Annotated in this window: 12 protein-coding genes; 6 read left to right on the top strand and 6 right to left on the bottom strand. The window is 43.7% G+C overall.

The window, feature by feature from the left end; genetic code table 11:
• A partial coding sequence (locus tag A3763_RS18345) for a HAMP domain-containing sensor histidine kinase (RefSeq protein WP_231872243.1) occupies window positions 1-1,258 on the bottom strand: 1,258 nt, incomplete at its 3' end.
• A 318-nt stretch (window positions 1,259-1,576) separates the two neighbouring features.
• Between A3763_RS18345 and A3763_RS18340 the strand changes: the two genes are divergently transcribed.
• Window positions 1,577-1,921, top strand: a complete 345-nt coding sequence (locus A3763_RS18340) for a molybdopterin-dependent oxidoreductase (RefSeq protein WP_082865419.1) — start codon at window positions 1,577-1,579, stop codon at window positions 1,919-1,921.
• Window positions 1,918-4,110, top strand: coding sequence for an ATP-binding protein (locus A3763_RS18335; protein WP_068513158.1), 2,193 nt, complete (start codon window positions 1,918-1,920; stop codon window positions 4,108-4,110). The genes A3763_RS18340 and A3763_RS18335 overlap by 4 nt, the downstream gene beginning before the upstream one ends.
• Before the next feature lie 172 nt (window positions 4,111-4,282).
• Here A3763_RS18335 and A3763_RS18330 read toward each other — a convergent pair whose 3' ends face one another.
• Window positions 4,283-6,562, bottom strand: a complete 2,280-nt coding sequence (locus tag A3763_RS18330; protein ID WP_068513162.1) for an EAL domain-containing protein — start codon at window positions 6,560-6,562, stop codon at window positions 4,283-4,285.
• Window positions 6,563-6,721: 159 nt separating this feature from the next.
• On the opposite strand from A3763_RS18330, the gene A3763_RS18325 reads away from it, so the two are divergent.
• The 3 genes from A3763_RS18325 to A3763_RS18315 all read left to right on the top strand — a co-directional run bounded on the left by A3763_RS18325 (window position 6,722) and on the right by A3763_RS18315 (window position 9,160).
• Entirely contained in the window at window positions 6,722-7,279 is a 558-nt protein-coding gene (locus A3763_RS18325; RefSeq protein WP_082880508.1) for a TlpA disulfide reductase family protein, read from the top strand.
• A 110-nt stretch (window positions 7,280-7,389) separates the two neighbouring features.
• Complete coding sequence (locus A3763_RS18320; protein WP_068513165.1) at window positions 7,390-7,788, top strand: nuclear transport factor 2 family protein; 399 nt, start codon at window positions 7,390-7,392, stop codon at window positions 7,786-7,788.
• Window positions 7,789-7,855: 67 nt separating this feature from the next.
• A complete protein-coding gene (locus A3763_RS18315; protein ID WP_068513170.1) occupies window positions 7,856-9,160 on the top strand; it encodes a TAXI family TRAP transporter solute-binding subunit in 1,305 nt (434 codons plus the stop codon).
• A gap of 4 nt (window positions 9,161-9,164) precedes the next feature.
• Here A3763_RS18315 and A3763_RS18310 read toward each other — a convergent pair whose 3' ends face one another.
• The 4 genes from A3763_RS18310 to A3763_RS18295 are packed head-to-tail and all read right to left on the bottom strand — an operon-like array spanning window position 9,165 to window position 13,844.
• Window positions 9,165-9,881: a DUF2894 domain-containing protein gene (locus A3763_RS18310; protein ID WP_068513173.1), complete on the bottom strand. Its 717-nt coding sequence runs from the start codon at window positions 9,879-9,881 to the stop codon at window positions 9,165-9,167.
• A gap of 1 nt (window position 9,882) precedes the next feature.
• Window positions 9,883-10,569, bottom strand: coding sequence for an OmpA family protein (locus tag A3763_RS18305; protein ID WP_068513175.1), 687 nt, complete (start codon window positions 10,567-10,569; stop codon window positions 9,883-9,885).
• Window positions 10,570-10,583: 14 nt separating this feature from the next.
• Entirely contained in the window at window positions 10,584-12,956 is a 2,373-nt protein-coding gene (locus A3763_RS18300; protein WP_068513178.1) for a DUF802 domain-containing protein, read from the bottom strand.
• Window positions 12,957-13,004: 48 nt separating this feature from the next.
• Window positions 13,005-13,844 (bottom strand): DUF3348 family protein, encoded by an 840-nt coding sequence (locus A3763_RS18295; RefSeq protein WP_082880507.1) that lies wholly within the window; start codon window positions 13,842-13,844, stop codon window positions 13,005-13,007.
• A gap of 667 nt (window positions 13,845-14,511) precedes the next feature.
• Between A3763_RS18295 and A3763_RS18290 the strand changes: the two genes are divergently transcribed.
• Entirely contained in the window at window positions 14,512-14,982 is a 471-nt protein-coding gene (locus tag A3763_RS18290) for a GFA family protein (RefSeq protein ID WP_068507378.1), read from the top strand.
• Window positions 14,983-15,093 lie beyond the last annotated feature (111 nt).

Here is a 15,093-nt window from a genome sequence, read left to right as displayed (position 1 = left end):
GAAATAAACGTTTTTGGTTCTCTTCCGAAATACCATTTCCAGTATCACTCACCTGAATTTTCAACTGCCCATCACCTAGCATACTCATACTTAGCCCAATATGGCCTTGCTCCGTGAACTTTGCCGCATTAGATAGGAGGTTAAGAATAACTTGTGACAGGCGGTTAGGGTCGGTATTGATAAAAATAGGTTCATCAGCACCCGAGATAGAAAACTGAACCCCCTCTTGCACACGCGGTTTTATCAAACGATAGAGTTGACGCAGGCACTGTGAAAGATCAAAAACCTCTAGGTTCAGAGAAACGCCCTGCGACTCAAATTTACTGAAATCCAATACATCATTAATAATTGAAAGTAAAAGTTCACCAGAAGAAGTTATATTCTCGACACGAGCTTTAGCGCTAATATCCTTAATCTCTTTTGCTAGAAGCTGAGCATTCCCCAACACACCATTAAGCGGTGTTCGAAGCTCATGACTCATCGTAGCCAAAAACAACTCCTTACTTCTAGCTGCCGCCTGGGCTTCATTTGTAGCAACTTCTAGAGACTCCATCATCTTCTTATTTAGTCGAATCTCTTGACTTAATTCTTCTTGTTTACGCTTTTCAAGGCTAATCAAGCCATAGATACAGAATGCAACCGTACACAGAACGATTAAGGTAAAAATCAATTTGAGCCAAATCCAGTTTTCTGGAGAACTCAAAGAAGCAGGAAGTAAGTCAAGTTTAAGTAATGTGGCATTCAAGCTAATCAGAACAACCGACGCCAAGGCGATGTAAAAAGCACTTCTCGCACCAACTAACATAGCCGCCATTGCATAAGGTAAAACCCATAAGACGCTTGCAGGTCCCTCTAAAGACCTATTCATAAAATCTACATAGCAGACCAGAATTAAGCTAAGAGCGAGAAAGAATAAGGCCGCCCCTCGTAAGTGTTGCTTTTTCCACATAATCAACAAAGAAACGGGCTGCAGTGCGATCAGGAACATGGTTAGAACTCGCTCCCAAGGCAAGCTCTGTTCTACCATTAAAGTGAATGTCATACCAACAATTGAAAAGAAGCTCAGTATTAACACGAAAATAATGAGTGTTCTGGCTTGGAGAGCTTGCGATGAATCGGCGCGCACAGCTTCAGGAATGCAGGCATCAACAAAACGGTCAAACTTCCCCACAGGCGAGGTGGGTTGACTAACTTTACCCTCCTGGTTCATAGCCTCTTCCGAGGAATCCTGTTTATGTAGGGAATACTTCGCGTTCAATGCTGACGACTCTAAATGAAATGTGTTCACTAAAGGATAAGCGACAAATCATGTATTCGCCATATTTACAGAGAGAGTCAATAGGCAAAGCATTAGCTTCGATCTTTGCTATGCTTATACAAGTAAGAATCGCCTTGCCTTTAAACAAAGAGCGGAAGACAGATCCTATGAAAAATCTACTATGCACACTCTTATTGCTACCTTGTTTTCTTCATGCCGAAAGCCTACTTCCCCCACCTTCAGGTGAGGTTATTCTCGAAGTCATTGGTGACTTAAAGCTTAGCAACACTTGATGGCGAAGCTCACTTTGACCGAGGGATGATTGAGGCACTACAAACGTCAAGCATTGTCACCGCCAATCATGTACTTTCCAAACCAACAAACTACAAAGGTCCAGTTCTAGGAGACCTACTTAATCAACTTGGCGCTAGAGGGGACAGTGTTTTTGTTACTGCGCTTGATGATTACACAGCCGAGTTAAAACGCAGCGAAATAGAAAAGTATGACGTACTACTAGCAACCCATGAAAATGGAAAAATGATGACCATCGATGACAGAGGACCGTTTTTTATTGTCTTCCCCTTTGATAAATATAAAGAGTTGAGAAGAGACCTCTATTACAACATGTCCGTCTGGCAAATAAAATCTATCGAAGTTGAATGAGCAAACAACACAAAACTCTATCAAGTCGAATAGCAACCCCGAAAACTTTAGTTGCCATCTTCGTTCTTCTCGCGCTGATTATTTTGGCGGGCGTAAGTTTTTCTATCAATTCAATTAAAGACATTAACAACGATGCAGTTGAACCTTATCTGGCGATAATTAATAACAATCTCGGGGTTAACCCCAAATTGCTAAAAATCATCTCCCTCATTCAGGACTACCAGGCCGAAACAAGTTCAAAAAACATTAAGAACCTGAAAAAAGGTTTTCGCATTATGCGCGGCAGTATACTCAACGACCTTGATAGCGAAAAAACAAAAACTTTACACCAAGAATTTGGCGACCTCGATAAACTCAGCAAAATCACCTCGACACTTAAAGGTTTTGGGGAGCCGATTGCACAACTCCATGAAGAGAATCATGCAACCAACCTTAAACTAGTCAAGTCGCTACGTAAAAAGCTCGGCCGTTTATATAACAAATGGAACGTTTATAGCCGTAAAGTGATTCAGGAAGTCGAGCATGCGCAAGCGAAAACATGGACAAGCTGGAGCCATCAACTCAAGTTGCAACTCTACTTTTTACTGGTCATCGCCATCACGAGTGTTATCGCCATCGCGCTAATGTATCAATTATATATCAGCCAAATACGCACTGGGCAGGCACTTGAGCGTCGAACGCAGGAACTTGATGAGGCCAAGACGATGGCTGAGCAAAGCACTAGAGCAAAATCGCGTTTTCTCGCCAATATGTCACATGAAATAAGAACACCACTAAACGGCATCATCGGTTTGAGCAAACTGACTTATAACCGTATTCAGGACAGCGAAGTCAAAAGTTACCTTGAGAATGTTGTCTTATCTGGCAGCTCATTACTTCAAATAATCAATGACGTCTTGGATTTCAGTAAGATAGAAGCCAACAAAATCACATTGGATCAGGCAGACTTTGTCCTTGAAGACATTATCAGACCTCTAGCCACATCGATGAATTTTGCAGCGAAAGCGAAGAATATTTCCTTCATCTTATTAACGCCGCCAAATCTGGCTATTCCACTTTGTGGCGACGCTACCAAAATCACGCAAATCATTACCAATTTATGCTCGAACGCAATCAAGTTCACTGAAACCGGCGGGGTCACCTTAAAAATTGATCTCACCGAGAATTACACGCAACCTTACTTAAAGATTCAAGTAAAAGACACAGGGATAGGGCTAAGTGAAGAACAACAAAAACTAATATTCAGAGAGTTTGTTCAGGCAGATGACTCGACTACCCGTAAATTTGGTGGAACAGGCTTGGGCCTGAGTATTTCACGTAGTTTCATTGAGTTAATGCTCGGAACTATTCGAGTTGATAGCTCTTTAGACAAAGGCTCGTGTTTTGATGTATCGATACCGCTTCGAAAGAGCAAAGATGAATCACAAGATGTTTTATCATTTACACACTTATCAGAAGAGGAAAAAAACCAGCTCAGCAATCTTAAGCTGAAAGTTGTTAGCCCTTGCACCTTCGAAACTGAAATAATATCAGCAGATCTCAGAAGTTCAGGCCTTAATATTAATGCTGAGCCAAGCAGTCATTTATTATTTTCATGTAACCAGGATATACCCGATTTAAGCACTCGCGTTAACGCGTTATTAGGAAAATACTCCTTGCCCACCATACTTCTTCTAAGTAGCGACCTAATCCCCCAGTTCGATGATCTGCCTAGCTCGGTTCACTTAATTGAAGCTCCCTACACTAGTGAAAAAGTACTCAATCACTTTCTAGATAAGCAAACGTCAATAGCCTCAGATGAAGAAACGCCTATAACACAAGGTTTAAAAGGCAAAAAAATATTAGTGGCAGAAGACAATAAAATTAACCAGCTAGTAGTAAACGAGACACTCCTCTTACTCGGCGCAGAAATCACGTTTGCCAACAATGGCCTAGAATGTATTCAATGCTTACGAGAAAGTCAGTACGACCTGATACTGATGGATATTCAGATGCCAGAAATGGATGGCTTAGAAGCTACACAAATTATTATCACAGACTCGCTTGCTCCGGACACCCCTATCGTTGCATTGACAGCGAATGTCTTTAAAGAAGATATTGACACTTATATTGCTGCAGGAATGAAGGCCCACCTGCCCAAACCCTTCGAGCCTGAAGCCTTATGCCAACTTATTGAAGAGCTCAGCTAAAATCAGCTCTAAGTATCATCAAATAACCGCGCTATGAACACTTTATTAAATTGCATACCCTTACTCCCAAAACCCTATCGCGGGTTAATGTTCGCTAATAGTACTAAACAGAGCTAAATCCTATGAGTGTACTTATACACTCATAGCCAAGGTAACGAGCAATAGCTAAGATCTACTCTCTTAAGAATGAAACCAGTTCATTTTTCGGCATAGGTTTAGCAAAATAGTAGCCCTGGAATACATCGCAGCCATTGGCTGCCAAAATATCAGCCTGTTCTTTAGTTTCTACACCTTCAGCGACGACGGGAATAGATAAACTCTTGCTTAAGTTGATAATACTTTTTGCCAGTAGCCAATCCTGCTCGTCAATCAAAATATCATTAACGAAGCTTCGATCGATTTTCAGTTCATTGATAGGTAATTTACTCAGTACACTTAGAGAAGAGTAGCCTGTACCAAAGTCATCCAAAGAAGTATACACGCCCAATAACGAGACCTGATTCAATACATCCTTTGCTTTGTCCAAATCTTCAATAAACAGGCTTTCTGTCACCTCAATCATCAAAGTAAGCGCTTCTCCGTCATACCTTTCAACAAGCTGTTTAATCATAGGGACAAAGTCTTCATTAAGCAGTTGCCTCACCGAAACGTTAACCGATACTCTCAGTTTAAACGGCGCGTGCTGACTCTGTTTACAAGCGTCAAGACATTCGTCCAAAGCCGTTTTTAGTACGAACTCACCCAGTTCATGAATCACGCCCGCTGCTTCTGCTACCGAAATAAACTGATCGGGCGGAACAAAACCCAAAACATCACTCTGCCAGCGAACCAAAGCTTCGACACCTAATACCTTCTGGGATTGTGAGTCGACCTGAGGCTGATAGACGACACACATTTCACCCTTTTCTAACGCATTAAGAAGTTCTTTCTCAATATCAGCAGCACGCTTGGTTTTCTCTTCCATTCCCACGGAATAAAAACAGATATCGCTCTGTTTTTGCTTCGCTTCGTACATGGCCATGTCTGCCTTTCGCTGCAGCTCATCCAGAACCTTGCCATCAAAGGGACTGATTGCAACCCCGATTGAAGCCTTGATGGAAAACTCTAAATGCTCCAACGAAACTGGGTTTCGTAGCACCTCCAGGTAAGCCTTACACAACTTGTTTAACTCACCTTTATCACGCATACCCGTCAAGATAATAAACTCATCGCCTCCTTGTCTGATACACATACAATCTTGGAAGTGTTCAGTAGTTCTGCTCGCCACTTCACAAAGAATCTGGTCACCAACAGAGTGACCATGTAAGTCATTACTCGACTTAAAGTTATTCAGGTCAATATAGAGTAGAGAGAAGCCCTGAGCATACTTATTTGCCCAGGATTCGAAGTTCTGTGTCAGAAAGCGCCGGTTAGGTAACTTGGTTAGCGGGTCATGTTCAATCTGGTGATGTAGTGACTGCTCCGTCTGTAAGTGGAGACGAATATTCAAACGGAAAATAATAAATAAGCCGATATTAAACAGAATAAAGGCACTAAGGACCCAAGACAGGGTGTACCAAAATTTATCATAGAGCAAGTCAAGTCTAGTGCTAACAATGGTAAAATGCTCAAACACAGGGTCATAGCTAATCGATGCAAAATTTAGCTCACCTCGTTTATTAGGCACAATCGCTGAAACAAGCTTGTCGCCTGCCCGAAGGGCTTTTATTCCCACACCTGCTTGAACCTTGAATAAGTTATCCAAATATTCAACGAATTTACTCTCTACCGCCGAGCCATACCAATCCTGATATTCATTTTCATCAATATACGAGACATATTGACGATAGTAATCGCCACGAACGACTGTCAAAGCAAGGTGTTTTGGTAGATTTTCTCTAGACCATAAACCATGAGAAGCGCCTAGTTTAAAGCCTGCTACCACAACAGCTGCAACCTGTCCTTCGCTATCTAATACCCGAAGCCGGATAGGTATGACCCACGAATTCAATGCTTGGAAGTAATAGGTCCTTCCCATCACTAATTTCGATGATTCCAGGGTCTTGCGAAAGGTGTCTTTGGTTTCCGCTTTTGTCAACAAATTAGGAACCTGGCTTGGCATATGTTTGAAGGTAGAGACTATCAACTGACCGTTTACATCAACCAAGCCTAAACCTATCAACTCGGTATTCACTCGTAAAACCTGGTTCATACTTTTCTGAACCTGGGCTATTTCTCCCTCGCCAACAAGCTCCACAAAGCGTTCACCAAGTACTTTCAATAAATTTGAGTTTTTTTGAAGCAAGGATTCCATAGAATGAGAGACGAGGTTATTTGCATAACTTTGCTCAATACCTGCGTGATCCTTAATTTCCTGCCATTCAGCATATAAAAAAGATGCGGTTACGACGATAGAAAAGAATACGACAAATAGATAAGTTCGCCATAAGGCCTGGTTTTTATATTTTTTCATTCATTTAATATAGTACATTATTGAAAATACGTCATGCGACGCGTCATCAAGTACTCTCTAATCATTACATTCAATGGTTATAGTTAGCAAGGCAGGGAACTTTCTAGGCGCGCGGCGTTCAAATAAATGAATTCTTTTTATCAGTAGAGCTTTACATTTATGCCCACGCGCTCCAATAAGCCCGACCGTTTTCTTGGTTTATCTATTGCTTACTTCATCCTAATTTTTATAGGCTTAAACTCCTTTACCGAGCAGGTCTCTGCAGACTTAAAAGACGCAAAATATAACAAAGCCCCCCTCTTCTCTTTACCTGATATACATGAGAAGAGCACCGTCAATCTGAGTGACTATAAAGGCAAAGTGGTACTGGTAGATTTTTGGGCCTCATGGTGTGGTCCATGCCGTCAGTCGATGCCCGAATATAATCAACTTCGCAAGCGCCTGCACAGTAAACAAAACGGTAAAGACTTTGAAATTCTTGCTGTCAATGTTGACGTCACCACTGAAGAAGCGATGCGTTTTCTTGAACAGTACCCAGTGGATTTTCCGGTACTGGAAGAACGAAGTGGGAAATCCCAACAGGCTTACGAGCTACTCACCATGCCTACATCATTTTTGATAGATCGAGAAGGTTATATTCGCATTGCTCATCAGGGGTTTAACACGGGGTTTATTCGTTACCTCGAGAAAGAAGTCAACATGCTGCTTCAGGAGTAAACATTTAGTCTTTACCGTTTTCCGTTATTAGATTCGCATTAGTCCCATTTTCTTTGATACATTAGCGCTTCAGAACACCTTTTTGACTATCAATAATTACGGTAAAGATCATGGCTCCTAAAGTTATTCAGAACTGGCATACTGTTGTGAAAACACGAGATATCAATGCTCTAGACAATTTATTGGCTGATAACGCCACGATGTTTTCTCCGGTAGTTCATACTCCGCAAAGAGGCAAAGCCATTACAAAACTATACCTAATGGGCGCAATGCAAACGATTGCGAATGAACACTTCAAATATATTCAAGAAGTTTACAACGACCATTTTGCCGTGCTCGAATTCGAAACCCTTATTGACGGCAAAACCGTCAATGGTGTCGACATGATCACCTGGAACGAAGATGATCAAATAACTGAATTCAAAGTCATGCTGCGCCCTCTTCAGGGCATCAATGCCGTTCACAAGGCAATGGGTGAAGCGCTCGCAAAATTTCAACAAGGACAATAAACTCGTCATCACGGGGAAGCTCGCTGTGCAGTTTTCCTAATGACAAGCCAAATAGAGATTTATTGATATGAAAAGATCCTTGAAACTCCCAAGTCTTTCAAATGTATTAAGCTATGTGGTGGCTACATTAGCGATCATCGCGACGCTCTATGGCCTAGTGCTTGGCCTGCGCCTGGTTCCACCAGACCAGCTACGAATAGCAGCGGGAGTAGAAGGTAGTGCCTATTATCAAATAGCGCAACAATACCGAGAAATTTTAGCTGAGGATGGTCTTCAATTAGAGATAGTCGAAACCGCTGGTTCACGCGAAAATAGTAAACTGATTGATGCCACGAATAGCACGGTAGACATCGCCCTGATCCAAGGCGGCATTAAATCAAGCAACCCCAATATCAACGCATTGGCAGCCGTCTTTCCAGAGCCGCTCTTAGCCTTCGCCAGAGTTGAAGCCCAAGTCAACGGCAACCCGTTTTCATGGACAGGGAAACGCGTTGCACTGGGTGCACAAGGTAGCGGTACTCGAGCTGTAGTTGAGCAATTAGCAGAGATTAGCGCTGCGCCAGCCCTCAGTAATAATACAGCTCCCGAAGCATTCTTGGGCGGCAAAGCCGCTTCCGAAGCCCTACTCTCGGGCAATCTCGACCTGGCATTTTTTGTTGCGCCACTTAGCGCACCTTATCTTCAAGCCTTATATGATAATCCGGCGATCCAGTTATTGCCGCTTGATCATGGCCAAGCACTCGCAAGCCAGCTTCATGAAGCTCACTATATCAATTTATTGAGTGGCTCACTTCGATATCACCCGGCCTACCCCGAAGCTGCCGTGCCACTCATTACACTCGTGACAAAGCTAGTTGCACATGATGACCTACACCCCGCTTTAGTCAATCGTTTGGTCAGAGCAGCCAAGATAGTACATGCTAAACGTGTCTCACTCGTCATGTCTGAGCCTTTCCCGAACACAAGTTTATTAGATATGTCTGCAGATGTTTATGCCGTAAAACTACTAAGAGATGGCTTTAATCCGCTAGAGAAAACCCTGCCCTACTGGATAGTCGCTCAGATCAATCGTTTTGCGATCTTACTTTTACCAATAATTTTCCTACTACTACCCTTATTCAAAATACTTCCTGCACTACTGGCTTGGAGAATGCAGTCTCGCGTTTATCGCTACTACGACCGCCTACACGAAATTGATCTACGTTTGGCTGAGAAAGGTACAAAGCCAATAAATGAGGAAGAGAGGCAAGTACTGGCTAATGAGCTTATTGATATAGAAGTCGGATTACGCTGCGAATCACTGCCTCTTAAATACCGGGAAAGTGCCTATACTGCTGTACAACACGTGCACTTGGTTCGAAGCAGGCTTTAAGGTTTTACTTTGCAGAGGCTTTGCTTGCACGAGACTTGTGAGTCGATAGCTCTGTAGTTTGCTCTAACCACAAAAGCGTGTCGTAGTAAGGAACCAAGCGATTAACATAAGCCGGAGAAATATCCTTCATGGCACCAATCGTACGAACCAAAAGGCGCTGAGGATTGAGAGGCCCTGCATTTTCCGGGTCTTCCTTGATCACTTGCCGAACCATATTTTCGGTGATCACCTTGCCCAATTGCTCACGATAAAACTGTAGCGACTTTAGCTCTTTAGCGCGCTCTTGAAAGTCTTTCGCAGCATTGATCTTTATTTTCTTTTCACTACCTTGCGTAGCAGAAGGCTTGTCCTCAAGTCCTTCGTCAAAGCCCTCGTCAAACAACAGGGCATCCAAACCCAATGAGCTCTGATCTATTGCGCTTACATCAAAACTATTAATACGTTCTATCAAGCCTTTAAAAACTGAGTCTGATCTGCCGTCCTGCTCCTGGGGCGCCTCAGTTTTTTCAGCGTCCTCATGCTGCTTAACCAACAATGCTTGTAAGTCTGTCAGGCCTGATTCAATTCGTGGAAGCAAGCTTTCCTGAATATTGTCAGAACGCTGATCTGCTCTAGCCAGCAATGAAGAAAGGCGCTGAAAATGAAATGCAGCCACACCGCTCTGACAAGTATTTTCGAGCCGCGCCAAAGCTTCCTTTAGCTGGTCAAAGGTGGAATTCATCTTAATCTGTCACCAGAGCCGAGCCAAGTGGGGCTGTATCTTCTTCAGCACCTAGAGGCTTAGTCACTTGTCGCCCTTTGGGAACGGGTGCCATTTCTACACGCCGATTCTTCGAGCGACCATCACGGTCTACATTGGAAGCAACAGGTTGCTGATCTCCAAAGGCAGCAGCAAACACCCTTTCTTTGGGCATCCCCTCTTCTATCAAAGCTCGCGTCACGGTTAGAGCCCTCTGAGCAGAAAGCTCCCAGTTATCCTGATATCGATTGTTGCCTTTTTGAATGGGAAGATCATCTGTGAAACCACTCACCATCAGCAACTCGTCACGCTCTCCCAGGTAAACTTCAAGAGGAGCCACCAGAGTGCTTAAGAGCTCACGCCCTTCAGACTGTAACTGGTCTGAGTTCAGCGAAAACAAGACACTGCCGCTGATGCCAATTTTGCCATCACGCAATGTTACTCGCCCGGAAGAGAGAGGGTCTGCCAAAGCTTCTTCCAATGCCATTCTTCGCTGTTCTTCAGCCCTGCGCTTTTCAACTTCTTCGGCAAGCGACTTTGACAATTCTAACTGATAGCCCAATACCCAGATCAGCAACAGCACAAAAACGCCGACTAGCCCGGACATTAAATCGCCAAAAATCGCCCAAATAGGAGGGCTTTCAGCATTACTCTCATCTAACTCATGCATACCAACACCCCAGCTTAAGCAGACTCAGTGGATGACTGTTCATAAGCCTGTTTCATTGACAGTTCACGCAATTCTTCAAACAAAGCTTTCTGGGACAAAACACTATGATCAATTACTTCTCTAGCCTGGGAAACGTAATAACCAAGCTGCTCATTGCTGCGTTCACTCGACTGCTCCAGAGCTGATTCGATGCGCTGTAAACTCTCACCAAGCAGTTCATTCGATTCACTAAACTGCTGGCAGGCCTTACCAAAAGCATCACCCAAACTGGCAATATCGGTAGTGCTTGCCGCAGCTTCGACCACGATGTCTGAGAGTTTGTTAACTTCAGCATCGATATGCTGGTCAAAACGAGAGCTGATGTTGTCTAGCATGCTACTAGAGGTTTCGACTAATGAAGCAATCGCTTCTCTTTGCTGGCTGGATGACTCGGATAAGGAGCCTGACAAGCCATCAAGCTCAGCCATAATTCGCTGACGCTCTTCTAACAAGTGGTTGTCACGCTCCATGTTGTTACTGATTTCTTCACGTAACTTGGAGATTACCTCCGCAGCAACCTTTGGTGTTTCAGACGCGGTTTCAATCAGCTCTGTCATGGGTTTCTCAATCGTTTCTGACAATTGGGCAACTTGCTGCGATAAGCTTTGTTGTAGCTTATTCATCGTCTCGGCAGCAGCGTTTGCACGACCTGCCTCTTCATCTCGCAAGCTGCTCAATTCTTCACGCACACTCGCCGCTAAGCCATTCATTCGACTATCCAGTTCGTGCAACCAACGTGACTCATCTTCACGACGTGCGATCAGTAAGTTATTGGATTCAGCGAAAAGACCCGCTAGTTCAGCCAATAGCTTCTCTGACTTCTGCTTGGTTTGCTCATCCATTAGCTGCTGGCTGTCACTTAGCTTCTCAACCAGCTCAGCTTGCTGAGCCAACATTTTGTCAGCACGGTTCTGCCAATCAAGACTGATCCCCTCAGACATAGCCCCCAAACGATCTGTCATTTCCGTAAATTTATCAGCAACCTGACAACTTGTTTCAAGCTGAGCTTGTGTAAGCTGATTTAGCTTGTCAGCAACGTCTTGAGAGGCGCTGTGTAAAGAAGCAGAACTCTGCGTCTGCGTATCAATCATCGCCTGTTGCCAAACTGTCTGTCGAGCTTTTTCACTTTCGAGATTTTGGCTATCTCGCTGCGCCAAATTCTGGTTCAAGCTTTCTAACATTGTCTGCGTTTTAGCGTCAAAGAGCTCACTGTATTCACTCAAGGTTTGCTTAATCTGCTCGGCACTTTGTTGGTTTCTCAGCGCTTGCTCTTCTAGCGCTTTACGCCAGACACTTCCCACCTCGTCTGCCGTTTTCGAGAAGCGGCCATTCAGAAAATCCAAGTGTTCAGTAGCTTTCGTAGAAAACTGCTGATGACTTTTCGAAGTCTGATCACTGACCTTCTCCACCAACCGACTCATACTTTTTTCAAACACAGGGCGCATACTTTCACCTGCCAAACGACCACTATCGGCAAGCCCTGCCTGAACGGTACTGACACTGCTGGAAATGGCTTCTGATACCGTCTCGGCCAAGTGTTGGTAACTCTGTTTCACCTCAGTATGAAAGCTATCTTGCTTCTGGTTTAGCTGCTCACCCAGGTTTGAGCCCATTTTCTCCAAATTCAACGCCATGGTTTGAAGCTGATCTGCCACTTGAGGTAAGGCAAGCGCCTGTGCTTGTAGGGCTTTATAAGTTTCTTGGCGGTTATGAACCAGAGAGAAGCCTTTAAACTCATGCGCGATACAGGCATCGAGCTCACGTGTCGCAATCACTCGTTCACGACGACTCAATGTCGACATCAAGCCCAACATAGCTGAAGCTGCCACACCGGCAACGGACGTACCGAAAGCCAAGCCCAAACCATTGATCGGCGCGGCCAAACCTGTGCGAATTGCCTCTAATTCTGTGGTTCCTTGTAGTGCCGTGACAGCACCCTGCAAGGTATCAACCATTCCGACAAAAGTACCTAACAAGCCGAGCATTACCAGTAAGCCGACTAAGTAGGGCGTCACGACAGGCGCGGGTAGACCAATGCGCTCACCTTCTATTCTAAGCTGAACAGCATTACGCAGCGAGGCGTGAAGCGACAGTAGCCATTTGTCAAACTGGTTTTCGTTATCCGACTCGGCTTGTACGGCAAATTTTGGAATATCTTTTAGCGCGACTGACAGTGTTTGTGTCGCCTTCTGAAATCGTAAGAGCTCAAGGGTGCCAATACTAAACACCACACCAATAACGACAGTAATCAGCAAGGCCAAGGTATCACTACCCAAGAATACCCAGCTCATACCGATGATAGCCAATGCGCCTAATAAAAATGCCAGCCCAAAAAGAAGCTTATTCATAAGCAACTAGTAACCTCTAATTTCATAATTGTGTCCATAGCGATGCACTCAGTTTGCCGATTGCACCGTTTCATTTAATGCTTCTATCAAGCCCAGCACGAGCTGCAAGCGCGCTTCCAGCTCTGCCATCAGCAAGCGCTTTAAAGCTGCTAGAAAGGCCTTAATATTCTCATCCAAGGCACACGTTTCAAACAGGTCGGCATTTTTACCGGCAGGCCTTTCAAAGCTCTCGCGAAAGTAAGTGGCGAGTAGCGTCGGTACGCATAAAAACTGTTTACGAGCAGCGACGCTTAACGCTTCGTCGAGAGCTTTATCGAGCACCACTAACTTCGCAAGCTCTGGTGAATGCTTCTCTAACACCTCACTAATATAAACTCTCAAGCCCTGCACTTTAGCCGACATATCAGACTGCTGAGCACGATAAAACTTACTGAAGGGTTCAGCAGCTTTGGCTAGCAACTTGTCATCGACTTGCCCTTCTCGCATAGCGCTAATAAACGCTTCATCCCATTCAGGCAGCTTTATTCTGCCGACACTTTTATCTGGGTCAAAGCCTGACTCAATAGATTGGCTAATGGCTTTTCTTACCCTGACAAAGGCCTGCTGGCTTTTTTCTAAAGCTTCCTGACCAGCCAATTCGTCCGAATCGTTCGACAGTAAACCGGCGTCGACTCGACGATCAATCATTCTGATCATGCCTTGCGCATCACTTAATTTTACCGAGCCCGAGAAGTCTATTTTTTGCGATAAGCGCTCGCTAAAATTTTCTGGATGAGTCTGTGGCTCGACTTGCAGCATCTCTGATAGAGAACGCACCAAACGCGAACTACCGGGCATAAATCGGGATGAATTCTGGCTCATAGCTGAAGGAAGGATCACGCTGCGCATCTGCGCTATTCAAAGCAAGGAAAGTTTCTTACTGTGCATCTAATATTTATATTCAAGAGGCGGCCATTATCGCCATTCTGGGGGATTATTCAAGATTTGATCACCACATATTGTGGTTCCCGGTGGAAATAAAAAAGGGGGAATGCTTTTTCGCATTCCCCCTTTTCACTCCTATTTATACTTCTTTAGCTAATATCAGTTTGCAAAATACATTTGCTCAAAGTAAGCCTCTAAGGCTTCATAACAAACGGCTTCTTCTTTTGCAGTTAATTCAAACAGTGTGTTACCAGCTGATTTCTTCATTCGGTATTCTCCGTTTAATCATCGTAATAACTTAAAAGTATTTGCTTCGTTGCAAGGCCTGAGCAGAAAACAAGGAGTCGAATCCGGTATATAATTGATTACTAAGGCTCGCTCTTTGAAATCGTTTCATTACGTACTTCCTTGTACAGTTATTACTAAAGCATTAGCCGTGCCAAGACAACAAATTAGTTTCATCCAATTGATTTTATTAACAATTTAAATTAAATGACATAATAATAACTCTCAACATCAGTAAGCTCATGCACCATAGCTTTGCGTATAAGTACTAACACGCACTATTATTGGGTTATAGTCCGAGATAGCGTTGCCCTTAACAATAACAAAAGCTAACAGGCTAAATTTTATGACATCACAGAGCTTCCATCAGTCCGCTAGCTGTTCATGCACCACATCGAAAATCACCGTCAGAGCCCAACCTTTTTCTCGCTTTAAATGCCATTGCACTATTTGCCAAGAGATCTATAACAAGCCTTATGCAGAATTTGTCGTAGTCAATGCAAAAAATGTTGAGCTAAACAAATCTGATCAACTATTGTTTGCAAAATATCGTCGTCCTCCTGCTCTAACTAGAGGTATATGCCAAAACTGCCAATCTCCATTAGTTGGCTTTTTGAGGCTTGCGCCTTTTTTAAAACTGGCCTTTATTCCCATTGACCGTTTTGAAGACCCTGGCGCACTACCAGCAGCTCAAGGGCATATTTTTTATCACAGCAGAAGTGAAGAAATAGACGACAATTTACCGAAGTTTAGCGGATACTGGAAAAGCGAACTGGCGGTGAGCCAATCTGTACTTAAGGGATTAATACAACATTAGGTTAACTGAGCACTCTAGTAATTCTTATGCTTTAATATAAGACACTAGTTCTATCGTTATAAAGGCTTATTTCGAGCATACTCAAATATTATCTTATATTATTGCTTTGCA

The sequence above is a fragment of the Oleiphilus sp. HI0128 genome (genome assembly GCF_001635365.1).
The sequence above is the reverse complement of the archived record's forward strand: the minus strand, read 5'-3'. Positions and strand labels throughout refer to the sequence as shown.